This window comes from Nonomuraea sp. NPDC049714, assembly GCF_044465295.1.
GTDB lineage: Bacteria > Actinomycetota > Actinomycetes > Streptosporangiales > Streptosporangiaceae > Nonomuraea.
Map to the genome: position 1 here is coordinate 40,283 of NZ_JBITLM010000008.1, position 24,415 is coordinate 64,697.

Below are 24,415 nucleotides of genomic sequence, written 5' to 3' on the forward strand. Positions count from 1 at the left end.
TCAGACGCCGGGGTGGGCGGCGCACGGGCCGGTCCGCGTCGGCGTGAGCGTGCCGAGGCGGGAGCCGATGAGTCTGGCCAGACCCTCGATGGACTGGATGCCCTGGCCGTGGCCCGGCTGGAGATCTGTCTGCACCGACAGCAGCAGGTCCCTGCCGGGGCCGGTGACGCGGCCGTAACTGGTCACCGCCCAGGTGCCGCGCGCGAACGGGCGCGGCACCCAGCCGTTCTTGAGCGCCACCCGGTCGCCGGTCCTGGCGGCGGCGCTGACGCCCCAGTCCTGGTCGTGGTGGACGTGTCCCATCAGCCCGAGCACCAGTCCCCGCTCGGCGGCGCTCAGCCCGCCGCCGCCGTCCACCAGCAGTTCGAGCAGCCGGATCCGGTCGGCGGGACTGGTCCGGGTGCCGCCCCAGTAGCGGGTCGGCCCCGGGATCGTCTCCGCCAGCCCGATCCTGCGGTAGTAGGCGCTCAGCCCGGCTCCCCCGCCGATCCGCCACCACAGCGCGTCGGCGGCGAGGTTGTCGCTGCGGCGGATCATCCGTGAGGCGAGGTCCCGCTCGCTCTCACTCAGCCGGTCCCGGCGGGCCAGCCGCGCCATGAGGATGTCGACCTTGACGCCGCTGGCCGTGATCAGGCCGTCCTCGTGCGCCCCGTGGCCGAGCCGCACGCCGCTGACCAGGTCGTGGGCGCTGTAGACGATCCGCCCCGGCCGGCCGCGCAGATAGCGGTCCGCCTGACGGGTCAGCCTGGCCCGCGCCGCGGCGGCCGCCGCCGCGTCGGGCATCGTCAGCACGCAGCGCGCGACCACCGTGGTCAGGCTCGCCGCCGCGGGCGCGATCGGGGCCACGGCACCTGCGCAGCCGGCCGGCAACAGAAACAGCGGCATCACCAGGGCCATCCCGGCCCACCATCTCGCACGCACCCGCGCCCCCCATGGTCTTTATGGGGGTCTGATGCTCACCTTGCCCAGTTGTCGCATTGGACACACCTGTCCCTATAGGTACTGGGATAGGAACTCTGCGGTCGCGTCCACCGCCTGCGTGACGTACGGCTCGCGGTCGTACAGGTCGATGTGCCGCTTGGCGTCCAGCCACACCAGCCGCTTCGGCTCGTCCAGCCGCTTGTACGCCTCCTCGGCGCCCTCCGGTGAGCAGAACCGGTCGACCACACCGTGCACGATCAGCGCCGGCCTGGGTGAGAGGAAGTCGGCGCCCATCATGTTGTCCATCGTGATCAGCTCGCGCACGCTCGCCCTGGTGACCCGGTTCGCCCAGTGCGGCGACACCGACCGGTCCGTGCCGTAGTAGGCGTACGGCTCGTCGCCGGGCATGGCGGCCTCGCCCTCCTCGGCGACGGCCGGCAGATACTCCACCGGCCCGCCCTGGTCCTGCCGCTCCAGCACCTCGGTGAACGAGCCCAGCGCCGCCTCGTAGTCCATGCCCGACCGCATGCCGTAGGGGTTGTTGTAGGCCCCCGCGATGCCGGCGAACGCCTTCACCCGGGGGTCGAAGGCGGCGAACTTCAGCGCGTAGCCGCCCCCCAGGCAGATGCCGACCGCGCCGATCCGGTCCCCGTCGACCTCGGGCCTGGCGCGCAGGAACGACACCGCGGCCCGCAGGTCCTGCAGCTTGCCCTGCGGGTCCTCGTGGCAGCGCGGCTCCCCGCCGGACTCGCCCCAGTTGCGGTGGTCGAAGGCCAGGGTGACGTAGCCGCGCTCGGCCAGCCGCGCGGCGTACAGGCCGGTGACCTGATCGCGTACCCCGGTGAACGGCCCGGTGAGGACCAGCGCGGGACGCGGCCCTTCCCCCTCCGGCACCCGGAGCTCTCCCACCAGCGTGACGCCGTCCACGGCGAACTCAGTCCTCATGCCCACAGTCTGATCGAAACGCCCGCGGCACGGCAGGGGCCGCGGGCGTTCCGGGACGATCAGGAGTCGAAGCCGAGCCCCATCCGGTCCAGTGCCCGCAGCCACAGGTTGCGCCTGCCCTGGTGCTGATCGGCCTGGGCGATCGACCAGCGGGTGAACTGGATGACCCCCGACCGCACCGGCTCCGGCGGGAACGGGACCGGCTTCTCCTTCACCATGCGCAGCTCGGTCCGCTCGGTGCGCTCACCCGACAGCAGGTCGAGCATGACGTTCGCGCCGAAGCGGGTGGCGCCGACGCCCATGCCGGTGTAGCCGACCGCGTAGGCCAGCCGGCCGCCGTGCGCCTGCCCGTAGAAGGCGCTGAAGCGGCTGCAGGTGTCGATCACGCCGCCCCAGCGGTGCGAGAACCGCACGTCCTCCAGCTGCGGGAAGGTGTCGTAGAAATGCCCGGCCAGCTTGGCGAAGGTCTCGTCGCGCTGGTCGTACTCCGGCTTGACCTGGCCGCCGTTGTAGTAGACGGCGTCGTAGCCGCCCCACAGGATGCGGTTGTCGTCGGTCAGCCGGTAGTAGTGAAACTGGTTGGCCGAGTCGCCCACGCCCTGCCGGTTACGCCAGCCGACCTCGGCGAGCTGCCCGTCGCTGAGCGGCTCGGTGGTCAGCGCGTAGTCGTACACCGGCACCACGAAGTGCCGCAGGCGGCGCAGCAACGGCGGGAAGACGCCCGTGCCGAGCGCCACCCGGCGGGCCGTGACCGCGCCCTGCGGAGTGCGCAGGCCGATGCTGACGCCGTCGTCGTGCAGCGAACGTACCGGCGTACGCTCGTAGACCCGCACGCCGAGCCGGACGCACGCCTCGCGCAGCCCCCAGGCCAGCCTGGCCGGGTCCACCATCGCGCAGCCGCTGCGCTCCCACAGGCCGCCCAGGTAGGTGGGCGAGTTGACCTCGGCCCGCACCTGCTCCCGGTCGAGCGGCACGTAGTCGAGGCCGAGCTGCTCGATGAGGTCGAGGTGCTCGTGCAGCGCGTCGAGCTGCCACGGCTCGGTGGCGACGTTCAGCTCTCCGGTGCGTTCGAAGGAGCAGTCGACGCCGTAGCGCTGCAGCGTCCGCTCGATCTCGTCCAGGTTCTCGACACCCATGCGCTCCAGCCGGTCGATCTCGTCCGGCCAGCGCTCCAGCCCGTTGGGCAGGCCATGGGTGAGGGTCGCCATGCAGAACCCGCCGTTGCGGCCGGACGCCGCCCAGCCGATCCTGCGGCCCTCCAGCAGGATCACGTCCTGCGAGGGGTCTCGCTCCTTGGCCATCAGGGCGGTCCACAGCCCCGAGAAGCCGCCGCCGACCACGACCAGGTCGGCGCTCGTGTTGCCGACGAGCCGCGGTCGCGGCTCGGGCCTGGCTGGACTGTCCAGCCAGTACGGCTTGCGCTCCGCGTCAGCAAGCGCCTTCAGCGGATCCACACATCCCACATCCCTTACGGTGACTTCTGTCTATGAAAATCGCGGGACCAAACGGTGATCACGCGCGGGTTCCCCCCGCCGAAATCCGATCTCGCCTCCCTGTTCTTTGCCGTAGGACCCTCGCTGACGCGCGGGAAAACTCATGCGCGGACGCGCCGCCGTGCGGCCACCGCGTTGGCGATCGCGATCAGCACGCCGATACCGAAGATCAGCGTACCCATCACGTTCACCTGAGGTGGAATGCCGGTCTTGACCGAGCCGACGATCCACAGCGGGAAGGTGAGCGTCGAGCCGTTGACGAGACTGGTGACGACGTAGTCGTCGATGGACAGCGCGAACGCCAGCATCGCCCCGGCGAGCACGCCGGGCAGGATCGACGGCAGCGTGACCTGCCTGAACGTGGCCCACGGGCCCGCCCCGAGATCTTTGGCCGCCTCTTCCAGCGACGGGTCGAGCGTGACGACCCGCGCCCGCACGGTCACGGTCACGAAGGACAGCGAGAACAGCACGTGCGCGATGGTGATCGTGATCGCGTCGCGCGGCAGGTTGGCCGAGACGAACAGCGACAGCAGCGACGCGCCCATGACCAGCTCGGGCGTGGAGATGGCGGCGAACACCAGGAAGTTCGTCGCCCCCTGGCCGCGGAAGCGGTGCCGGCCGAGCGCCAGCCCCAGCATCGTGCCGAGCACCACGGTGATGGCGGTGCTGACCAGCGCGATCACGACCGAGTTCCACAGCGCGTCGGTCAGGTCCGGGATCGCGAAGAGCTGCGCGTACCACTTGAGGGTGAAACCGTGCCAGCTGGTGTTGGACTTGCTCGGCGTGTCGTTGAAGCCGAACAGGATCATCACGGCGATCGGGGAGGACAGCCAGGCGATGACCAGCCAGGTGTAGCCGTGCAGCAGCCGGTCACCGAGCCTGCCGCGCCTCATCGGGCCGCCGCCTCTAGGACGTTCTCGGTGCCGAGCACCCTGGCGTAGACGAAGATGCCCACGAGCAGCACCGCCATCAGGGTGAACGACAGCGCCGAGGCCGTGGGGTAGTCGTTGTTCACCAGGTATTCCGTCTGGATGATGTTGCCGATCATGGTGTTGCCGGTGCCGCCGAGCACCTGGGCGTTGATCGGATCGGCCGTGGCGGGCACGAACGTCATCAGCACCCCGGCGAACACGCCCGGCAGCGACAGCGGCAGCACCACCTTGCGGAACGCCGCCCCCCGCGTGGCGTACAGGTCCTGCGCCGCCTCCACCACGCGCGGGTCCACCCGCTCCAGCGACACGTAGATCGGCAGGATCATGAACGGCAGCCAGTTGTACGCCAGCCCCGCCACCACCGCGAAGGCCGTGGCCAGCACGTGGAAGTCCGGGGCCAGCAGGCCCCACCCCTTGAGCGTGCCGAACAGGATCCCGTCGTCGGACAGCAGGAAGCCCCACGAGATCGTCCGCAGCACGAACGACACGAAGAACGGCAGCAGCAGCAGGAACAGGTACATCGACTTGCGGTTGCCGCCCTTGAAGGCGATCCAGTAGGCCACCGGGTAGCCGATCACCAGCATGGCGGCCGTGGCCAGCCCGCCGTACAGCAGGGAGCGGGCGAACTGGGTGCCGTAGGCGCTGATCGCGTCGCCGTAGTTGGAGAAGCTGAACGTCATGACGAAGCCGTCGATCACGTTGCCGGTCTGCAGCGACACCGACGCCATGGCCGCCAGCGGCACCACCAGGAAGATCGCCAGCCACATCCAGCCCGGCAGCGCGAGCAGGTAGGGGGTGAGCCGTCTCATCGGCCTAGGCCTGGGTGATCGACTGGAAGATCGGGTTGAACACCTGCTCCTGCGCGGTGGTCAGCTTGGTGTACGTGCGCAGCTTGGCGTAGTCGGCCTCGGTCGGGAACATCAGCGGGCTGTCGACCATGTCCAGCAGCGCCTTCTTGTCCTCGCCCGTCGCGCTCCCGGCCTTCTCGCGCAGCAGGTCCTGCACCGCCGGCACGGGGGTGACGAACTGGATGTACTCGTCCAGCTCGGCGGCCACCTGGGGCTTGTAGAGGTAGTCCATGAGCATCATCGCGTCCACCGGGTTGGCGGCGCCCTTGGGGATCAGCATGTTGTCGGTCCAGATCGTGCCGCCCTCGTCCGGTACCACGAACTTGACCGGCTCCCCGGCGAGCTGCCGCTGGAACACGTCGCCCGACCAGGCCATGGTCACCCAGACGTCGCCCTTGGAGACGGCGTCGATGTAGTTCTGGTCGTAGTACTTGCGGACGATCCCGGCCTCACGCTGGGCCTTGAGCTTCTCCCCAGCCTTCTTCCAGTCGGCCTCGGTGGACTTCTCCGGGTCGAGGCCGAGGGCGATCATGCCGAAGTTGGCGATCTCCTGGGCGTCGCTCATCATGCCGACCCGGCCCTTGTACTTGGGGTCGAACAGGGCCTGGATGCTGGTGATGTCGTCCTTGACGTACTTGGTGTTGTAGGCGATCCCGGTCACGCCCGAGGTGTAGGGGATCGTGTGGACGTTGCCGGGGTCGTAGGAGCGCTGCTTGTACTTCTCGCCGGCGTTGGCCAGGAAGTTCGGCATCTTCGACGGGTCCAGCGCCACCACGTAGCCAAGCTCGATCATGTGCTGGAGCTGGATGCCGTTGGTCATCACGACGATGTCGTAGCCCAGGGACTGGCCGGCGCGGAGCACCGGGTCGGCCTTGCCGAAGAACTCCGCGTTCTCGTTGATGACCTCCTTGTACTCGTAGGAGATCCCGGTCTCGCTCTTGAACTTCTCCAGCGGGCCCTTGTCCTCCGGCATGTACTCGGGCCAGTTGGCGAAGATGACCTGGCCGTTCTTCTTCTGCTTGGACCAGTAGTCCTGGACGGCGTCGGCCTTGGGCGGAGCCGCCTTCTGCCCCTGCACGCCGCAGGCGGCCAGGGCGAGCCCGGCCGCCGACAGGCCGGCGATCCTGAAGGCGTCACGTCGGGTACGGGGCTGGGTCATCCCTCGGATGAGGGCAGGAGTGTGCAGGCCGTGCATGATCAACTTCCAATCACGTAAGAGTGCTGCGCCTGCCACGACAGCCAGACGGAGTCGCCCCGCTCCGCTGTGATCGTCGAGTCGTGCGCGTTCTGCTGGAACACCGTGATCTCGGCCCCGTCGGCGAGGCTCACGGTGTAGCTGTTGTAGGTGCCCAGGTAGACCACCTCGGCCACGGTTCCCGGCACGACGCTCAGGTCGCCGGCCGGCTCGTCCACGGACAGGGTGATCTTCTCGGGCCTGACGGTCACCGAGACCTCTCCGTCGCGCCCCGGCACCAGCACCCGGCCTTCCCCGACCTTCAGCACGCCTGCGGTGGCGGTGCCGGCCATCAGGTTGGAGGTGCCGATGAAGCCCGCCACGAACGTGGTCGCCGGACTCTCGTAGATCTCGCGCGGCCCGGCGAGCTGCTCCACCAGGCCGTCACTCATCACCGCGATCCTGTCGCTCATGGTCAGCGCCTCGTTCTGGTCGTGCGTCACGTACACGAACGTGATGCCGACCTCCCGCTGGATGCGCTTGAGCTCCAGCTGCATGGCCTGGCGGAGCTTAAGGTCGAGCGCGCCGAGCGGCTCGTCCAGCAGCAGCGCCCTGGGCCTGTTGACCAGGGCGCGGGCCAGCGCGACCCGCTGCTGCTGGCCGCCCGACAGCTCGCGCGGCCGGCGCTTCTCCCGGCCGGTGAGGTCGACGATCTCCAGCATCTCGCCGACCCGCCGCCGGATCTCCTCCTGCGGCGTCCTGCGCTGCTTCAGCCCGAAGGCCACGTTGTCCCAGACGCTCATGTGCGGGAACAGCGCGTAGGACTGGAAGACCATGTTCACATCGCGCTTGTTGGGCGGCACGTTCGTCACGTCCTCGCCGCGCAGCTTGACCACACCCTTGGACGGCTCCTCGAAGCCCGCGATCATCCGCATGGTGGTGGTCTTGCCGCACCCGGACGGGCCGAGGAGGGAGAAGAACTCCCCCTCGCCGACTGCCAGCGTCACGCCTTTCACCGCCTGCACGACTTCGCCGTGCGAGACGTACTCCTTGACGACGTCCTGTAGTTCGATCGCGCTGTCGGTCAAACCTCGCTCGGCCATTCAGGAAGATTCCCTTTGTGCGCTATTCGCCGATGTAGTGCATGACGTGCTTGACCCTCGTGTAGTCGTGCAGCCCGAATACCGACAGGTCCTTGCCGTAGCCCGAGTGCTTGAAGCCACCGTGCGGCATCTCCGACACGAACGGGATGTGCGTGTTGACCCAGACCACGCCGAAGTCGAGCATGTTCGACATGCGCATCGCGCGGCCGTGGTCGGAGGTCCAGACCGAGCCGCTCAGGCCGTAGCGGACGTCGTTGGCCTTGGCCAGCGCGTCGGCCTCGTCGGAGAACGTCTGGACGGTGATGACGGGGCCGAAGACCTCGTCCTGGATCATCTCGTCGTCCTGCTTGAGCCCGTCGACGACGGTGGGGGCGAAGAAGTAGCCCTGGTCGCCGATCCGGTGACCGCCGGTCACCACCTTGGCGTGCGCCGGGACGCGGTCCAGGAAGCCCTGGACCTTGGCGAGCTGGTTCTCGTTGTTGAGCGGGCCGTACAGGGCGTCCTCGTTGGACAGGTCGCCGGTCACGGTGGCGCCGGCCGCCTCGGTGAGCGCCGCCACGAACTCGTCGTGCACGCTCTCGTGCACCAGCACCCGGCAGGCGGCGGTGCAGTCCTGGCCCGCGTTGTAGAAGCCGGCGACGGCGATGTCCTCGGCGGCCTTGCGCAGGTTCTTCACGTCCGCGAACACCACGACGGGAGCCTTGCCGCCGAGCTCCAGGTGGACGCGCTTGAGGTCGTCGGCGGCGCTCCTGGCCACCGACATGCCCGCGCCGACCGAGCCGGTGATCGCCACCATGGCGGCGGTCGGGTGGGCCACCACCAGGGCGCCGGTCTCGCGGTCGCCGGTGACGACGTTGAAGACGCCGGGAGGCAGCACGCTGCCGAGGATCTCGGCGAGCTTCACCGTGGAGGCGGGGGTGGTGTCGGACGGCTTGAGCACGATCGTGTTGCCGGCGGCCAGCGCCGGGGCGATCTTCCAGACGGCCATCATCATCGGGTAGTTCCAGGGCGTGACCTGCCCGACCACGCCGATCGGCTCGTGCCTGATGACGCTGGTGTGCTCGGCCAGGAACTCGCCCGCCGTCGGGCCCTCCAGCGTGCGGGCGGCCCCGGCGAAGAAGCGGAAGTGGTCCGCGGCGACCGGGGTCTCGTCCTCGGCCATGCGGGCGCGCGGCTTGCCGGTGTTGAGGCACTCGGCCTCGTTGATCTCGTCGGCGCGCGCCTCGATCGCGTCGGCGACCTTGAGCAGCAGGTTGGCCCGCTCGCCCGGGGTGGTCCGGCCCCACGACTCGAACGCCGCGGCGGCCGCGGCGTAGGCGGTGTCCACGTCCTCCGCGCCGGAGACGGGGGCCTGGAGATAGGCCGCACCGGTGCAGGGATCGATGACGTCGGAGAAACGGCCGCTCTTGGCGTCCACGAGCTCACCGTTGATGAAGTTTTGCAGACGGGTCGTCATGCGCCCTCCCTGTCGGTCGGAAGACCGGAGATTGCTTTGTCCAAGGGTGACCTCAACGAGCTCGGTCGTGAGGCGGACTCTTACAGAGTAGGTGAAACCGGACAAGGGATTTCGTGGCGAAGATACCAAATTGCTACGAATTCGCTTGACAGGCGGGCCAGAACTGACAACATGTCGCACCAGGACGGCAATCCAGCGGGAACGCCCCTGTAACGCCGGGCCGCTAGGAGGGTTCCGCGAATGACGACGCCGCCGCGTGTACGCCGCAGCAACGACGCCGCGCCCGGGCAGTTCGTTCTCGACGATCTCGCCAAGCAGATCATCGAGCAACTCCAGTCCGACGGCCGCAAACCCTACGCCGCGATCGGCAAGGCGGTGGGCCTGTCAGAGGCGGCCGTACGGCAGCGCGTACAGCGGCTGCAGGAGTCCGGGGTCATGCAGATCGTCGCGGTCACCGACCCGCTCACGCTCGGCTTCCCCCGCCAGGCCATGATCGGCGTCACCTGCGAGGGCGACCTGGAGTCCGTGGCCGACGAGCTCGCCGCCATCGACGAGATCGACTACGTGGTGCTCACGGCCGGCTCCTTCGACGTCATCGTCGAGGTGGTGTGCGAGGGCGACCGCCACCTGCTGGAGATCCTCAGCAAGATCCGCGCCATCCCGGCGGTCCGCGCCACCGAATCCTTCGTCTACCTCAAACTCCGCAAGCAGACCTACTCCTGGGGCACCCGCTGACCCGGGCGCCCCAGGACTCTCCGGCGAAGAGCATCTACTCCGAGTTCGCCAGCTGGACGGTGGCGATCTCCCAGGGCCCCAGCGGCAGGCGCAGGATGCCGTCGGTGACGGGCAGCTCCTCGCCCGGTCGGCCGCGCAGGTCCGTGCGCCGAGCCTGGCTGAACGCCCCCTCGATGACCGCCTCGGTGGGAGTGTCCGAGAGCGCCACCACCCGCAGCTCCCGCCACTCGTCGCGGGCCCGCAGCGAGGTCATCGCCACGCCGTCCCCCGTCACCGACAGCCCGGCGGCCGGCGCGGGCAGGGGCAGGTACGGGGCGCCCGTCCCCGCGACCGTGAGCAGGTCGTGCCGGAACGTCTCCGCCGCCGGCGGCACCGCCGACCACGTCCCGCTGTAGGGCATCAGCGCCAGGCTCACCGAGCGCAGCCCGCGCGACTGGGCGGCCGGGGTCGGCAACTGGGGACCGGCGGGCTCGGGGCGCAGCGCGTGGCGGTTGCGCGACAGGTAGCCGATCGAGCGCAGCAGGGTGAGCGCCAGCTCGCCGCCCTCCTCCACCAGCTCGTACTCGGTGACGTGCTGCAGCAGCGCCGCCACGCCCCCGGCGGCCACCCACCCGGAGGCCGGGAAGGTCGGCAGCGGCTCCTCGCCGCACCCGCCCTCGGCGGTCAGGCCCCGGGTGACGACCGCGAACTGCCCCTCGGCGTGCGAGACCGCCGTCCGCTGCGGCAGCGGCACGTGCAGCCGCACCCGATGGTCGGCGCAGCGGTTGTCGAACTCCACGTCGAGCCGCACGTACGGCTCGCCCGCGCGCAGCTCGACCCGGGTGCGGACGGCGATCTCCTCGGTGGCCTCGGTCCGGGACGTGGCGGGGATCTCGGGGGTGCCCTCGATCCCGTCGCCCGCGCCGGGCCACCGGTGGGTGCGCCACACGTCGAAGGCGGCCACCAGCGGCCCCGAGCAGACCGTGGTCACCTGGACGGACTCCGGGTCGGAGACGAGCCGGTCCTCGGCCGGCGGCGCGTAGTTGTAGCTGTCGCCCACGTCGCCGCCGTCGACGATCCGGCCGGCGCCGGTGAGGGTGACCCCGTCGGGGCCTGTCAGCGTCAGGGTGCCGTCGCGCGCCACCTCGACGCGGAGCAGCCCGTTGTCGAGCACCCGCTCCTCGGTCCGCACGCCGGTGACGCGCGCGCCGTCGGCGGGCTCGGTCACGCTGTCGTACGGCGCGGGCCGCACGCTGGTGTGGCCGAGCGGCGGCGCCTCGACGAGCGCGGCCACGGTGCGGCGTGGCTGGGCGACGATCCGGACCCGGTGCACGCCGTCCAGCGCCCCGCGCACCTGGCCCACGTTGAAGGCGGCCGTCGACTCGCGGGCGACGGTGAAGGTCAGCACCCCGTCCGCCACGGACCAGCCGGTGATGTGCTGGCCGTACAGCTCGGTGCCGTGCACGAACGTCAGCGCCGTGGCCGGGTCCATCTCCTCGTCGAGCAGCAGCGTCGGAGCGTACTCCAGCGGCTGGACCGGCACCTTGGCGCCGGCCGGGTCCACCAGCGGGTCCTCGCCCGCCACGTCCAGCAGCACCACGCCGCGCCGGGCGGCGGGCGTCGGGTTGACGACGAGCACGCCGTCGGTCGGCACGGTGGCGGCGAGCTTCGCGGTGACCATGTCGCGGACGGCCTGCCCGAGGTGCTCGGCCTCGGCGATGCGGGCCGCCACCTGCTGGGCCGTCTCGTCCACGCCGCAGCCGGTCACCGAGTCGTGGCCGCTGGCGTCGACCAGCCGCCACCAGGCCATGTCGAGGAAGCGGCCGGGCCAGTCGTCGCCCCAGAGCGTGGCGAGCGGCTCGGCGTAGCGTTCGACCATCCGCTCGGCGCGGCCCATGGCCTGCTTGACGTGCGCGCGCACGGAGATGACGCCGGGCAGGATGTTGGCGCGCGCGTGCGAGCGCAGCTCGCCGGTCACGCGGGGCAGCCCGGCCACGTCGCCGGAGTGCGCCTCGATGTATCCGGACAGGGTGTCCATCCGGGCGCCGAGCTGGGAGACCATCTCCGGCAGCCCGCGCACCGGGGCCGAGTGGTCGGTGCCGTACATCGCCAGCAGCGGCCCCTCGGGACCGTGCCAGCGGCGCATCGTCTCGACGAACGCGGCCCCGCGCTCGGCCAGCTGCCCCGCGTCCTCGAACAGGTGTGCCCCGTTGCCGTAGCCGCCCGCCGGCAGGTACTGCGTCCGCAGCGCCGTCCCGTCGGGCGCGACCCACGCGAAGGCGTCGGTCGTCACCGACGAGGGCACGCCCCGGTAGACGCAGGCGTGCAGCAGCCCCGCCCGGTGCAGGATCTGCGGCATCTGCGCGGTGTGCCCGAACATATCCGGCAGATAGCCGACCGCCATGGCCCTGCCGAGCTTGTCGGCGCGGGCCATGCCGAGCTCCAGGTTGCGCACGATGTTCTCGCCCGAGCAGAGGAACTCGTCGAGCAGGATCTGCCACGGCCCGACCGCCAGCCGCCCGGACTCGACCAGCGCGGCGACGCGGTCGCGGTTCTCCGGCCGCACCTCCAGGTAGTCGTCCACGCAGGCGAGCTGCCCGTCGAGGGTGAAGTGGTAGGCGGGCTCGCGCTCCATCGTGTCGAGCACCTCGTCCAGCAACGCCACCAGACGCAGCCTGAACCGCTGGAACGGTTCGTACCACTCCCGGTCCCAGTGCGTGTGCGGGACGACGACGATCTCAGTGGTTCCAGTGGTCCCTGTGGTCTCTGCGGTGGTCACGCCGCTTCCCCTCCGATCTGCAGGTCATGCTGTACGGCATAGCGAGCGGCGATGCGCTGGGCGGTGACGATGTCCTCCAGGGCGCCGGCCGCGTCGGTGAGCGGCGGCGTGCCATCGGTGACGAAGGCGTGGAAGGCGGCCAGCTGCACCTCGAACGCCTCGGTCACGTCCCGCCACTCGGTGCGGCTCTCGGCCCCGGAGGCGTCACGGGACACCACGGTCAGCGTCGTCGGCGCGTTCATCAGGTAGGGCGAGGGGAAGGTCAGCTCCAGCGAGCCGCGGTCGTGGTGGACGACCACGGTCTCGCGGTAGGCGGGGTAGTCCTCCAGGTAGTGCCAGCGGATCTCGAACCGGCCGCCGGTGCGCAGCGGCCCGGAGATCTCGATGGATCCGGGCGCCGGCCCCCAGGTCTCGACGTGCGACACCTCGGCGGGCGAGCCGGACAGGCGGCGCAGCAGCGACAGGTCGTGGCAGATCGAGCCGAGCGCCACCGCGTACAGGCCGCGCACCCGCTCGGGCGCGGACGCGCCGAGAGCCTGCGAGACGAGCCCGCCCTCGGCCTCGCGCAGCGACGCCAGCAGCCCGGGGTCCACGTCGCGGGCCTGGGTCAGGTTGGCGAAGGCGAGCTGCGACTCCCCGCTGGGGTGCAGCACGGTCACCTCGATCGACCTGATCCGCTCCGGCCCGCCCAGCTCGGCCAGCAACGCCTCGGCCCTGCGGACGGCCGGGTCGTACTGCTTCATGTAGCCCACCATGAGACGGCCCTGGGGCAGCGCCGCCACCTCCGCGCGGGTCAGCGCCAGCGGCTTCTCGCACAGCACGGCGTAACCGGCCGCCAGCGCCCGCCGCACCGGCTCGCCGTGGGAGCCGGAGGCCAGCACGAGCACGGCGTCGAACCCGCCGGCCTCCAGCATGTGGCCGATGTCGGTGTGCCGGCCGGGCGCGCCCAGCCGGTCCCCCACGGTGTCGGCGAGCGTCTGCGACAGATCGCAGACGGCCGTCACCTCGAACAAATCACGGCGGCGCGACAGCAACGGTACGTACACCGCCTGCGTGACGGCTCCGCACCCGACAAGCGCGATCTTCAAAGCCCGCTCCTCCAGCGTGGTCTCACCGGCCAGCCCCTCCGGCATGGCCCGAACCGGCGTAAAGCCCGGTTCAAAGTCCGAGTGCCCTCAGCTTCTCGCGATTGGCGGCCTGATCGGCGATGTTCTGCGTAACTGATCGCCGTCCGGGCAGGGTGTCCTGCTCGACGATGACCCAGCCCTGATAGCCGATCTCCTCCAGCGTGCGGACCACGCCGGGCAGGTCGAGCTCGCCCTGGCCGAGCGGCGCGAAGCCGCCCCTGCCCATCAGCTCGCGCAGGTCCACCCCGTCGGCGATGGCCTGGGCCAGGATGCCGCGGTCGCCGTCCTTGATGTGCACGTGGCCGACGCGGGCGGCCCAGTCACGCAGCGCGGTCACCGGGTCGCCGCCGGCCAGCAGCAGGTGGCCGGTGTCGAGGCAGAGCTGCACGTCGGTCAGCTCCAGCAGCCGCTCGACGTCCTCGGGGGTCTCGACGTAGGTGCCGAGGTGGTGGTGGAAGGCGGGCTCGAAGCCCGCGTCGCGGCAGCGCTGGGCGGCCTCCTGGACGCGGGCGGCGTACGCGGCCCACTGCGACGGCTCCAGCCCTGGAGCGTTCCCGCCGGGGCGGGCGAAGCGGGCGGGCGAGCCGGAGCACCCGAGCGTCGGGCGCGGAGCCAGGTGCTCGGGGGCGGCGGGCGCCGCCGCGAACACCTCCAAGGTGGCGTCGAGCGCGGTCAGCCCCCGCTTGAACTCCTCGGCGTCGCTGTAGCGCAGGTCGGCCCAGCCGCCGGCGAGCAGCAGCCCGTCCAGGCGCTCGGCCAGGTCGTCCTTGGTGCCGAGATAGTTGATCGGGCCGAGGTCGATGCCCTCGTAGCCCGCGCCGGCGATCGCGCGCACCATCTCGTCGGCGGTCAGCGGTGGCGGCGCGTCGCTCAGTTCGAACACGCCGAAGCTCACCGGGGCGTTGGCGACACTTGTCAGGCGCATAGCGCCATCACCTCGTTCTCGTAGGTTTCCAGACGGTGCCGTCCCTCGTCGGCCGGGAGCAGCACCCGGTCGCCGCGGATCACCTGGCGGGCGCCGCCGGGGCGCACCAGGATGAGGCCGTCGGCGTCCAGGGCGAGCAGTTCGTCGCCCAGCCTGAGGAGCAGCGGTGCATCGGGGCCGGCGGAGATCGCCGTGCGGCCCGCGGAGACGGCGTCGAGGACCGAGCCGACGTCCTCGGCCAGCACCCAGGTGGTGGGCGAGCCGGGCAGGCCGTCCGAGCCGTGCTTGTGGAAGTCGCTGGCGCCGATCCAGACCAGGTCGGACCGCCAGGCGTCGGCCCAGGCCAGGGGCGCGCCCCAGCGCCGGTCCCACCAGCCGGAGTGCCAGACCTCGGCGACGCGGGGCCGCTCGGTCAGCGGCTGCAGCCAGGCGCAGTCGCCGCCCAGCGGGTGGTTGATCGAGATCAGCCCACCCTCGCGCCCGGCGTGCCGGACCCAGGAGTCGGCGGGCTCCCGGAAGTCCACCCAGCCGACGTCGCCGAAGACGTTGGCGTGGCCGCGGTCGGTGGTGACCTCCTGGCCGGGCAGCAGCGTGATGCCCCGGTCGGTCTTGGCCAGCTCGGGGTGGTGGCTGACGGTGTTGTGGTCGGTGACGGCCAGGAAGTCCAGGCCGCGTCCCCGGGCCAGCTCGGCCAGCTCGGCGATGGTCAGCGAGCCGTCGCTGTGCAGGGTGTGGGCGTGGAAGTCGCCGGCGAACCACCGCATGCCGCCGAGGTCGGGAATGTCCCGGCGCGGCGGGCGCTCCCCGGCCGGCGGCTCCTCCACCTCGGGCCGGGCCGGCGGCACGCCGCCGGTGTGGATCTCCAGCGTGAAGTCGAGCCCCTGAGGGGGCACCCGGTGCAGGCGCAGCCACACGTTCCAGACACCCGGCTCCGGCTCGCCCGGCAGATAGCCGGGCGTCGCCCAGTCCTCGGTGATCGTGTACGAGTCCCGCGCGCCGCCCGACCAGCCCCGGAAGCCGCCGGGCCCGCCGCAGCCCAGGTCGAGGACCCCCTGCGACCGGTCGTAGGCCAGCCGTACGGTCACCTCGGCGGTGCCCGCGGGCACCTCGAACGCCACCTCGCGCAGGATGCGCTCCAACCGGTCGTCCAGGCTCCAGTGGCCCCGGATCACACTGATCGCGCTCATGCCGACACCAGCTCGCCGTCCCGGTAGGCCAGCGCGCGGTCGCGTCTGGGCACCGCGTACCCCTGATCTCCGAGCGCAGGCTCGCGCCCTTCAGGCACCACCGCCTGGACGAGCACGCCCGCCACCTCCAGGGTCACCAGGTGGGAGGCGCCCAGGTTCTCGACGATGACCACCGCGCCGGACAGGCCGCCGGTCGCGGGCTCGTCGGTGTAGGTCATGTATTCGGGACGGACGCCGTACACGATCTTCTCCCCATCGGTCAGGAGGCCCGCCGCCATGGCGGGGACGGGCACCTCGCACCCGGCCACCTCCAGCGTGTCACCCCTGACGACGGCGTCCAGCAGGTTCATCGGCGTGGAGCCGATGAAAGAGGCGACGAAGGTGTTGGCGGGCCGCTGGAAGACCTCTGACGGCGTGCCGATCTGGCGGATGTGCCCGGCCTCCATCACCGCCATCCGGTCGGCCATGGCCAGCGCCTCCGCCTGGTCGTGGGTGACGAAGACGGTGGTGACGCCGAGCTCGCGCTGGAGCTTCTTGAGGAACGTGCGGGCCTCCAGCCGGAGCCGGGCGTCCAGGTTGGACAGCGGCTCGTCGAACAGGAACGCCTTGGCCTGCGTCGCCATCACCCTGGCCAGCGCGACCCGCTGCTGCTGGCCGCCGGAGAGCTGGCCGGGCCGCCGGTCCATGAGCTGCTCCAGGCCCAGCCTGGCGCCCACCTCGGTGGCCTTGGCCTGGCGCTCGGCCTTGGCGACCTTCTTGATGCGCAGCGGGTAGGCGATGTTCTCGGTGACGTCCATGTGCGGGAACAGGGCGTAGTCCTGGAAGACCATGGCGATGTCCCGGCCGCCCGGCTGGACGCCGGTGACGTCGCGGTCGCCGATGACGACCGCGCCGCCGGTGGCGGTCTCCAGCCCGGCGATCGTCCGCAGCAACGTGGTCTTGCCGCAGCCGGACGGGCCGAGCAGGGCGAAGAACTCGCCGTCGGGGATGCTCAGGTCGAGCGAGTCGAGCGCCTTCACGCCACCGGGATAGACCTTGGTCAGGCCTCGAAGTTCGATTGCGGCCATTTCAGCGCTTGATCCCTCCGTGGAAGCGGAAGCCGTACTTCTTGCTGACGAACAGGTACATGATCACCACGGGGATGGAGTAGAGCAGGCCGAACGTGGACAGCACCTTGAGGTTGGCCTGGCCGCCCTCGGTGTAGAGGGTGTACATGATGACCGCCGCCGGCTGCTTGTCGACGTCGCTGAGCAGCAGGTACGGCATCAGGAAGTTGCCCCACACGTTGGCCACGGTCCACACCGCGATGGTCGCCAGGCCGGGCCGCACCAGGGGGACGACCACGTGCGCGACGATCTGCAGCGGCGAGGCGCCGAAGACGCGGGCGGACTCCTCGTAGGACTTCGGCGTGGTGTCCATGAAGTCCTTGATCATGAAGATGGCCGCCGGGAGCAGGCCGCCGCTCAGGATGAGGATCAGCCCGGTGTGCGAGTCGATCAGGTTGAGCTCGATGGCGAGCTGGAACAGCGGCACCATCGCGGCCGTACCGGTGATGATCGAGGACAGCAGCAGCAGCGCGTAGAGCAGCGCGTCGCGCCCCGGCAGCCGCACCCGGCTCAGCGCGTAGGCCGCCAGCGCCGACAGCACCACCACGAGCACCGCGGTGCCGATCGACAGCACCAGCGAGTTGACCAGCGACCAGAGCGCGTACGGATGCTCGATGATCGTCTGGAAGTTCTCCAAGGTGAAGTCGGGCAGGCTGACCTCGTAGCTGGGGTCGGAGGTGAACGGCGCGGTGGCCAGCCACAGGAGCGGAATGGTGAAGAAGGCCAGCAGCACCGCGATCAGCGTGTAGACGCCGATCCGGCCGGCGACGAACCGCGTCATTTCTTGCTCCTGAGCAGCCGCAGGTAGAACACCGCCACGACCAGGTTGATCAGCAGGATCACCGTGGAGATGGCCGCGCCGTAGCCCAGGTCGCCGCTCTGCAACGCCGTCTTGTAGACGTGCACCGCCAGCACCTCGGACTTGCCGTCGGGGCCGCCCGCGGTGAGCAGGAACGGGCTGAAGTCGTTGAACGTCCACAGGCTGATCAGCAGCAGGTTGGTCAGGATGTGCCCTCGGATGTGCGGGAACACCACGTCGCGGAGCTGCTGCCAGCCGGAGGCGCCGGCCAGGCGGGCGCTCTCCAGGTGGGAGGGCGGCACGTTGCCCAGCGCCGCCCCGTACAACATCATCGAGAACGCGGTGCCGCGCCAGGTGTTGAAGATGATGATGGACAGCATCGGGTGGTCGAGCAGCCAGGCGAAGCCCTCGATGCCGAGCAGGGCGTTGAGGGTGCCGCTGTCACGGTCCAGCAGCGCCACCCACAGGAACGACACGACGGCGCTGGGCAGGATCCAGGCCAGTATGACCAGGCCCTCGACGATCCGCTTGAGCGGGCCGCGCCAGTCGCGCAGCATCCACGCGATCGTGAAGCCGAGCACCACCTGGCCGACGACGGCCGAGCCCAGCACGAACTGGAACGTCAGCCAGGTGGAGTTCCAGAAGCCGGGGTCGGTGACCGCCTGGAGGAAGTTGTCCAGCCCGACGAACTGCGGGTCGGCCGCGGCCAGGCCGGTGAGCCGGTAGTTCATCAGGCCCAGGTAGATGACCCAGAGCGCCGGGAACACCAGGAAGACGGCGATGAGGGCCAGGGCGGGCGCGACGAAGGCGCCCGCCCTCAGCCGGCCCAGGCCGGCCGCGTCGGAGCTGTAGCGGCCGGGGGCCTTCACGGGATCAGCTGGCGATGTTACCGGCGCCACCGACGATTCCTTCGAGCTTGCTCTGGTACTCGGCCGCCGCCTGGTCGGCCGGGGTGCCGCCGACCACCGCGGCGGTGGCCTCCTGCAGCGCCACCGACACCTGTGGGTAGACCGCCACCGGCGGGCGGTAGGCCGTCAGCGGGAGCACCTCGTCGGAGATGTAGGTCAGCAGCGGCTCACCGGCGAGGATTTCCTTGTTGACGTCGGTGCGCGGGGTGACGCGCACGTTGCCGTCCTTGGTCTCCTCCTTCAGCGCCTCGGCCGAGAGGGTGAAGGCGAGCAGCTCGAAGGCCTCCTTCGGATGCTCGCTGGCCGGGTTGACGGTGCGCAGCGCGCCACCGGACATGCTGACGAAGTCCTGGCCGCGCACGCCCTTGCCGGGCTCGATGGCCGGGATCTTGGCGTACCCGACGACCTGGTCGCGGTCGGCCATCTTGGCCACGCCGTCCTTGGGGTTGACGACGCCGCGCCAGAAGTAGTCGCCCTCCATCAGGATGCCGATCTTGCCTTCGGCGAACTGCTGGAAGGACTTGTCCCGGCCCTTGGCCTCCTGCTGGAGCTTGGGGTCGCCGAGGCCGCCGCCGTAGATCTTCTGGTAGAGGCCGAGCGCGTCCTTGAGCGGCTGCGAGGCGCCGGTCCACTTGCCGTCCTTCTGCACCTCGCCGCCAGCGCCGGCGAGCAGCGGCAGCACGCCCTGCATCGAGGTGGCCTCGCCCATGGCGGTGCCGGCGTTGATCTGGATCGGCACGGGCACGCCCGAGGACTTCAGCTTGGCGCCGGCGTCGAGGATCTCCTGCCAGCTCTTCGGCTGCCAGTCGGCGGGCAGTCCGGCCTTGCCGAACAGCGTCTTGTTGAAGTAGAGGACGCGTCCGTCGGTGCCGACGGGCAGCGCGTACTTCTTGCCCTCGAAGGTGGCCAGGCCCTGGACGGCCTCGGGGATCTGCTGCCAGCCCTCCCAGCTGTCCGCTTCGGGGCCGACCACGTCCGTCAGCGGCTTGATGTAGCCGGCCTCGGCGAACTCGCCGGCCCAGATGCCGTCGATGTCGATCACGTCCGCGCCCTTGCCTGACTTGAGGTCCAGGGAGAGCTTGGTCTTGTACTGCTCGTCATCTACGCCGCTGGGGACGAACTTGACCGATACGTCCTTGCCCTTCGCCTTCTGGGCCTTCACGAACTCAGGAATGATCCAGTTGGCGATGTGGTCGGCCGCTGCGGCGTTCTTGCCGCCGGCGATGGCGTTCTGGGTGATCGTGAGCTCGATGGTCCCGCCATCGTCGCCGCCCGACGACTGGCCACAGGCCGCCAGTCCCATCGCGGTCGCGGCGACCACCGCGGCCAAGCCCATCGACCTTCTGCGCAACACCATGAACCCCTCCGACACGTTCTAAAACCTTGGCACGAGAGGCAACATAGCGGACATAAGAATGTCATGACAATATGCCATAGTGGGTGGCGAAGGCTCCGTCTCTGGAGGTGCGTTGTACGACCTGATCACGATCGGCCGAAGCGGCGTCGACATCTATCCGCTGCAGACCGGCGTGGGTCTGGCCCATGTCGAGACCTTCGGCAAGTTCCTCGGCGGCAGCCCGACCAACGTCGCGGTCGCGGCGGCCCGGCACGGACTGAGCTCCGCCGTGGTCACCGCCGTGGGCGCGGACCCCTTCGGGGAGTGGGTACGGCAGGCGATCCGCGGATTCGGTGTCGACGACGCCTTCGTGGGCACCGTTGACGGGCCGCCCACGCCGGTCACGTTCTGCGAGATCTTCCCGCCCGACCACTTCCCGATCTACTTCTATCGCGGCGAGCATCCTCCCGACCTGCGCCTCACGGCCGAGTCCCTGGACCTGGCCGCGATCACCGAGGCGAAGGTCTTCTGGTTCACCGGGACCGGCCTGAGCCAGGAGCCGAGCCGCTCGGCGCACGCCGCCGCCCTGTCGGCCCGCACGTCCGGCTGGACGGTGTTCGACCTGGACTACCGGCCCATGCTGTGGGGCACGCCCGAGACCGCCCGGCGCGAGGTGCGCCAGGCGCTGCGGCACGCCAACGTGGCCGTCGGCAACCTCGACGAGGTGGAGATCGCCGTCGGCACCCGTGACCCGGAGCGGGCGGCGCGGGCGCTGCTCGACGCGGGCATGGCGGTGGCGATCGTGAAGATGGGCCCCGGCGGCGTCCTGGCCAGGAGCCAGGACGAGCACGTGGTGGTCCCGCCGGTGCCGGTCGAGGTGGTCAACGGGCTGGGCGCGGGAGACGCGTTCGGCGGCGCGGTGGCGCTCGGGCTGGTGCGCGGCTGGTCGCTGGAGCGTACGGTGCGCTTCGCCAACGCGGCGGGCGCGCACGTCGCCGCCCGGCTGGCGTGCGCGGACGCCATGCCGTCGACGGACGAGGTGCTGGCCCTGCTGCCGAACGAGGTGCGTCCATGAGCGATGTCACGCTGTCCATGACCGCTCCCTACGAGCAGCTCATGAGCATCCGCGCCACCAACCCCGCGGAGATCGCCGCGGCGGCGGCCCGGCGGCGGCGGCGCGGCCTGCCCGGCGAGGGCGAGCGCCTGCTCATCATCGCCGCGGACCACCCGGCGCGCGGCTCACTGGCCGTACGCGACCGGCCGCTGGCCATGGCCAGCCGCTTCGACCTGCTCGACCGGCTACGGGTGGCGCTGGCCAGGCCCGGCGTCGACGGCATCCTGGCCTCGGCCGACGTGCTGGAGGACCTGCTGCTGCTCGGCGCGCTCGAAGGCAAGCTGGCCTTCGGCTCGATGAACAGGGGCGGGCTGCAGGGCTCGGTGTTCGAGATGGACGACCGGTTCACCGGCTTCGACGCCGCCTCGATCGACGAGATGCGGCTGGACGGCGGCAAGATGCTGTGCCGCATCGACCCGTCCGACCACGCCACCGTGACGACGCTGGAGTCGTGCGCGCGGGCGGTCACCGACCTGGCCCGCAGGCAGCTCATCGCGATGGTGGAGCCGTTCTGGTCGACCCGACCGGAAGGCGGCACGGTCCGCAACGACCTGTCGCCCGACGCGGTCATCCGCTCCATCAGCGTCGCCCAGGCGCTCGGCGTCACCTCCGCCTACACCTGGCTGAAGATCCCCGCCGTGGCCGAGATGGAGCGGGTCATGGCCGCCACCACGCTGCCCGCGCTGCTGCTCGGCGGCGACCCGCCCGACGTGGCCGCCGCCTACGCCGACTGGGGGCGCGCCCTGCGACTGCCCGGCGTGCGGGGGCTCGTGATCGGGCGCGCTCTGCTCTACCCTCCGGACGACGACGTCGCCACCGCCGTGGACGGCGCCGCCGCCCTGGTTCGAGAGGTTGACTCATGACTTTCCTTCCGTTCGGCAAGGCCGCCGGCGGGCCGTGGTCGGTGGAGATCACTCCCGCCGTGGCCGAGTGGGACTACTCCGGTCTGCGGATCGCCGACCTGACCGGCGCACCGATCTCCTTCGACACCGGCGAGGAGGAGATGATCGTCCTGCCGCTGTCAGGCTCCTGCACCGTCACCTGCGGCTCCCGGACGTTCGAGCTCACGGGCCGGCCGTCGGTGTTCGACGGCCCCTCCGATTTCGCCTATCTCCCTATTTCTGAGCATGTGGTGCTGGAAGGTACGGGCCGGATCGCGCTGCCCTCCGCCCGCGCCACCCGCCGCCTGGAGCCCCGGTACGTCCCCGCCTCCGAGGTCTCCGTGGAGCTGCGCGGCGCGGGGCAGGCCAGCAGGCAGGTGAACAACTTCGCCTCCCCCGGCACTTTCGCATGCGACAAACTCGTCGCGGTCGAGGTCCTCACCCCCGGCGGCAACTGGTCGTCCTACCCGCCGCACAAGCACGACACCGCGGGTCCTGACGAGGCCGAGCTGGAGGAGATCTACTACTTCGAGGTGGCCGACCAGGGGCTGGGCTACCAGCGCGTCTACTCCTCCGAGCGCGGCCGGATCGACACCCTGGCCGAGGTCTCCTCGGGCGACGTGGTGCTGGTGCCCTACGGCTACCATGGCCCGTCGATGGCCGCGCCCGGTTACGACCTCTACTACCTGAACGTCCTGGCCGGACCGGCCGGCGAGCGGTCGATGGCCTTCTGCGACGACCCCCGCCACGCCTGGATCCGCTCCTCGTGGAACGGCCAGGAGATCGACCCGCGACTGCCTTTCGGGAGGACCTCATGAGGCTGACGGTGGCGCAGGCCGTGGTGCGCTTCCTGGCCGCCCAGCACACCGAGCGCGACGGCGTCGAACGCCGGCTCTTCGGCGGCGTCTTCGGCATCTTCGGCCACGGCAACGTGGCCGGGCTCGGCCAGGCGCTGGCCACCACCACCGAGGACCTGCCCTACCACCTGAGCCGCAACGAGCAGGCGATGGTGCACACCGCCGCCGCCTACGCGCGGGCCGCCAACCGGCTGTCCACCCTGGCCTGCACCACCTCGATCGGCCCCGGCGCGACCAACATGATCACCGGCGCGGCGGGCGCCACGATCAACCGGCTGCCCGTCCTGCTGCTGCCGGGCGACATCTTCGCCACCCGCGTGGCCAGCCCGGTGCTGCAGGAGCTGGAGGACGCACGCTCCTACGACATCTCGGTCAACGACTGCTTCAAGCCGGTCTCCCGCTTCTGGGACCGCGTCAACCGGCCGGAGCAGCTCCCCCAGTCGCTGCTCGCGGCCATGCGGGTGCTCACCGACCCGGCCGAGACGGGCGCGGTGACGCTGGCGCTGCCGCAGGACGTGCAGGCCGAGGCGGCCGACTGGCCCGAGGAGCTGTTCGCCAGGCGCGTCTGGCACATTCCCCGGCCGCGCCCCGAGCGGGCCGCCCTGACCCGCGCCGCCGAGCTGATCCGATCGGCCGCCCGGCCCCTGATCGTGGCCGGCGGCGGCGTCATCTACAGCGAGGCCGCGCAGGAGCTGCGGGCCTTCGCCGAGACCTTCGGCGTCCCGGTCGCCGAGACCCAGGCGGGCAAGGGCGCACTCCCCCACGGCCACCCCATGGCCATGGGCGCGATCGGCGCCACCGGCACCACCGCCGCCAACGCGCTGGCCCGCGAGGCCGATCTGATCATCGGCATCGGCACCCGCTACAGCGACTTCACCACCGCCTCCCGCACGCTGTTCGCCGCCGACGCCGTGTTCGTCAACCTCAACATCACCGGCTTCGACGCCGCCAAGCTCTCCGGGCACCAGCTCGTCGCCGACGCCCGCGAGGGCCTGTCCGAGCTCACCCAGGCCTGCGCGGGCTGGGCCACCTCCGCCGACTACCGCTCCCGGGCCGCCGAGCTGTCGCGGGCCTGGGACGCCGTCGTGGACGAGGCGTACTCCCTGGACGGCAGCCCGCTGCCGCAGTCCGCCGTGATCGGCGCCGTCAACACGGCCGCCGGCGACGACGGGGTGGTCATCTGCGCGGCCGGCTCGATGCCGGGCGACCTGCACAAGCTCTGGCGGCCCAGCGGCCCCGGCAGCTATCACGTCGAGTACGGCTACTCCTGCATGGGCTACGAGATCGCGGGCGGCCTCGGCGTCAAGCTGGCCGTCCCCGACCGCGAGGTCTTCGTCATGGTCGGCGACGGCTCGTACCTGATGATGGCCCAGGAGCTCGTCACGGCCGTCGCCGAAGGCGTCAAGCTGACCGTCGTGCTGGTGGACAACTCCGGCTTCGCCTCCATCGGCCGCCTGTCGGAGAGCGTCGGCGCCGCACGGCTCGGCACGTCGTACGCCTACCACGACGGCGCCCCGCTCCCCGTGGACCTGGCGGCCAACGCCGCCAGCCTCGGCGCCACCGTCCTGCGCCCCGAGACGCTGGACGACCTGCGCAAGGCCCTGGACACGGCTCGGGCGGCCACCGCCTGCACGGTGATCTACGTACGGACCGATCCCCTGCTCGACGGTCCGTCGTCGCAGGCGTGGTGGGACGTGCCGGTGGCGGAGGTCTCCGCCGACGCGGCGGGTCAGGACATCAGGACGGAGTACGAGACCGCCAGGCAGGGCCGTCGCCGGCACCTGGACCCGCCGGCCTGAGCATGATCCTT

The 24,415-nt window shown here is 70.8% G+C and carries 21 protein-coding genes; 5 read left to right on the forward strand and 16 right to left on the reverse strand.

Annotated elements, in window-relative coordinates; genetic code table 11:
- From ACIBQX_RS28870 to ACIBQX_RS28905, 8 genes are all read right to left on the reverse strand, one after another.
- Positions 1–921 (reverse strand): serine hydrolase, encoded by a 921-nt coding sequence (locus tag ACIBQX_RS28870; RefSeq protein WP_397009878.1) that lies wholly within the window; start codon positions 919–921, stop codon positions 1–3.
- A 72-nt stretch (positions 922–993) separates the two neighbouring features.
- Positions 994–1,866 (reverse strand): alpha/beta hydrolase, encoded by an 873-nt coding sequence (locus ACIBQX_RS28875; RefSeq protein ID WP_397009880.1) that lies wholly within the window; start codon positions 1,864–1,866, stop codon positions 994–996.
- Between the two features lie 59 nt (positions 1,867–1,925).
- A complete protein-coding gene (locus ACIBQX_RS28880) occupies positions 1,926–3,320 on the reverse strand; it encodes an NAD(P)/FAD-dependent oxidoreductase (RefSeq protein ID WP_397009882.1) in 1,395 nt (464 codons plus the stop codon).
- Positions 3,321–3,460: 140 nt separating this feature from the next.
- Complete coding sequence (locus ACIBQX_RS28885; protein ID WP_397009884.1) at positions 3,461–4,252, reverse strand: ABC transporter permease; 792 nt, start codon at positions 4,250–4,252, stop codon at positions 3,461–3,463.
- Positions 4,249–5,100, reverse strand: coding sequence for an ABC transporter permease (locus ACIBQX_RS28890; RefSeq protein WP_397009886.1), 852 nt, complete (start codon positions 5,098–5,100; stop codon positions 4,249–4,251). The genes ACIBQX_RS28885 and ACIBQX_RS28890 overlap by 4 nt, the downstream gene beginning before the upstream one ends.
- 4 nt (positions 5,101–5,104) lie before the next feature.
- Positions 5,105–6,298 carry a spermidine/putrescine ABC transporter substrate-binding protein gene (locus tag ACIBQX_RS28895; RefSeq protein WP_397009888.1) on the reverse strand — a complete coding sequence of 398 codons (1,194 nt, stop codon included), beginning with the start codon at positions 6,296–6,298 and terminating at the stop codon, positions 5,105–5,107.
- Between the two features lie 38 nt (positions 6,299–6,336).
- Complete coding sequence (locus ACIBQX_RS28900) at positions 6,337–7,416, reverse strand: ABC transporter ATP-binding protein (protein ID WP_397009890.1); 1,080 nt, start codon at positions 7,414–7,416, stop codon at positions 6,337–6,339.
- Positions 7,417–7,438: 22 nt separating this feature from the next.
- Positions 7,439–8,872 carry a gamma-aminobutyraldehyde dehydrogenase gene (locus tag ACIBQX_RS28905; protein ID WP_397009892.1) on the reverse strand — a complete coding sequence of 478 codons (1,434 nt, stop codon included), beginning with the start codon at positions 8,870–8,872 and terminating at the stop codon, positions 7,439–7,441.
- Between the two features lie 240 nt (positions 8,873–9,112).
- Here ACIBQX_RS28905 and ACIBQX_RS28910 point away from each other — a divergent pair, with 240 nt between their 5' ends.
- On the forward strand, positions 9,113–9,607 hold the full coding sequence (locus ACIBQX_RS28910) for an Lrp/AsnC family transcriptional regulator (RefSeq protein ID WP_397009894.1): 495 nt from the start codon (positions 9,113–9,115) through the stop codon (positions 9,605–9,607).
- 34 nt (positions 9,608–9,641) lie between these two features.
- Here ACIBQX_RS28910 and ACIBQX_RS28915 read toward each other — a convergent pair whose 3' ends face one another.
- The 8 genes from ACIBQX_RS28915 to ACIBQX_RS28950 are packed head-to-tail and all read right to left on the reverse strand — an operon-like array spanning position 9,642 to position 19,789.
- Positions 9,642–12,365: an alpha-mannosidase gene (locus ACIBQX_RS28915; protein WP_397009896.1), complete on the reverse strand. Its 2,724-nt coding sequence runs from the start codon at positions 12,363–12,365 to the stop codon at positions 9,642–9,644.
- Positions 12,362–13,498 (reverse strand): Gfo/Idh/MocA family protein, encoded by a 1,137-nt coding sequence (locus ACIBQX_RS28920; protein ID WP_397009898.1) that lies wholly within the window; start codon positions 13,496–13,498, stop codon positions 12,362–12,364. Before ACIBQX_RS28920 ends, ACIBQX_RS28915 begins: the two co-directional genes overlap by 4 nt.
- A 25-nt stretch (positions 13,499–13,523) precedes the next feature.
- Positions 13,524–14,417: a TIM barrel protein gene (locus ACIBQX_RS28925; protein ID WP_397009900.1), complete on the reverse strand. Its 894-nt coding sequence runs from the start codon at positions 14,415–14,417 to the stop codon at positions 13,524–13,526.
- Positions 14,408–15,604 carry a CehA/McbA family metallohydrolase gene (locus ACIBQX_RS28930; RefSeq protein WP_397009902.1) on the reverse strand — a complete coding sequence of 399 codons (1,197 nt, stop codon included), beginning with the start codon at positions 15,602–15,604 and terminating at the stop codon, positions 14,408–14,410. Before ACIBQX_RS28930 ends, ACIBQX_RS28925 begins: the two co-directional genes overlap by 10 nt.
- Positions 15,601–16,671 carry an ABC transporter ATP-binding protein gene (locus ACIBQX_RS28935; RefSeq protein ID WP_397009904.1) on the reverse strand — a complete coding sequence of 357 codons (1,071 nt, stop codon included), beginning with the start codon at positions 16,669–16,671 and terminating at the stop codon, positions 15,601–15,603. The genes ACIBQX_RS28930 and ACIBQX_RS28935 overlap by 4 nt, the downstream gene beginning before the upstream one ends.
- Before the next feature lies 1 nt (position 16,672).
- On the reverse strand, positions 16,673–17,491 hold the full coding sequence (locus tag ACIBQX_RS28940; protein ID WP_397009906.1) for a carbohydrate ABC transporter permease: 819 nt from the start codon (positions 17,489–17,491) through the stop codon (positions 16,673–16,675).
- Positions 17,488–18,378: a carbohydrate ABC transporter permease gene (locus ACIBQX_RS28945; protein WP_397009908.1), complete on the reverse strand. Its 891-nt coding sequence runs from the start codon at positions 18,376–18,378 to the stop codon at positions 17,488–17,490. Before ACIBQX_RS28945 ends, ACIBQX_RS28940 begins: the two co-directional genes overlap by 4 nt.
- A gap of 4 nt (positions 18,379–18,382) precedes the next feature.
- Positions 18,383–19,789 carry an extracellular solute-binding protein gene (locus ACIBQX_RS28950; RefSeq protein WP_397009910.1) on the reverse strand — a complete coding sequence of 469 codons (1,407 nt, stop codon included), beginning with the start codon at positions 19,787–19,789 and terminating at the stop codon, positions 18,383–18,385.
- Between the two features lie 97 nt (positions 19,790–19,886).
- On the opposite strand from ACIBQX_RS28950, the gene iolC reads away from it, so the two are divergent.
- Genes iolC through iolD form a run of 4 tightly spaced genes read left to right on the forward strand, consistent with a single transcriptional unit; the run spans position 19,887 to position 24,404 of the window.
- Positions 19,887–20,828: a 5-dehydro-2-deoxygluconokinase gene (iolC, locus tag ACIBQX_RS28955; RefSeq protein ID WP_397009912.1), complete on the forward strand. Its 942-nt coding sequence runs from the start codon at positions 19,887–19,889 to the stop codon at positions 20,826–20,828.
- Complete coding sequence (locus ACIBQX_RS28960; protein ID WP_397009914.1) at positions 20,825–21,730, forward strand: deoxyribose-phosphate aldolase; 906 nt, start codon at positions 20,825–20,827, stop codon at positions 21,728–21,730. The genes iolC and ACIBQX_RS28960 overlap by 4 nt, the downstream gene beginning before the upstream one ends.
- The gene (gene iolB / locus ACIBQX_RS28965) at positions 21,727–22,566 is read left to right on the forward strand and encodes a 5-deoxy-glucuronate isomerase (RefSeq protein WP_397009916.1); all 840 of its coding nucleotides are present in this window, start codon (positions 21,727–21,729) and stop codon (positions 22,564–22,566) included. The genes ACIBQX_RS28960 and iolB overlap by 4 nt, the downstream gene beginning before the upstream one ends.
- Positions 22,563–24,404, forward strand: a complete 1,842-nt coding sequence (gene iolD, locus ACIBQX_RS28970; RefSeq protein ID WP_397009918.1) for a 3D-(3,5/4)-trihydroxycyclohexane-1,2-dione acylhydrolase (decyclizing) — start codon at positions 22,563–22,565, stop codon at positions 24,402–24,404. Before iolB ends, iolD begins: the two co-directional genes overlap by 4 nt.
- Positions 24,405–24,415: the final 11 nt, after the last annotated feature.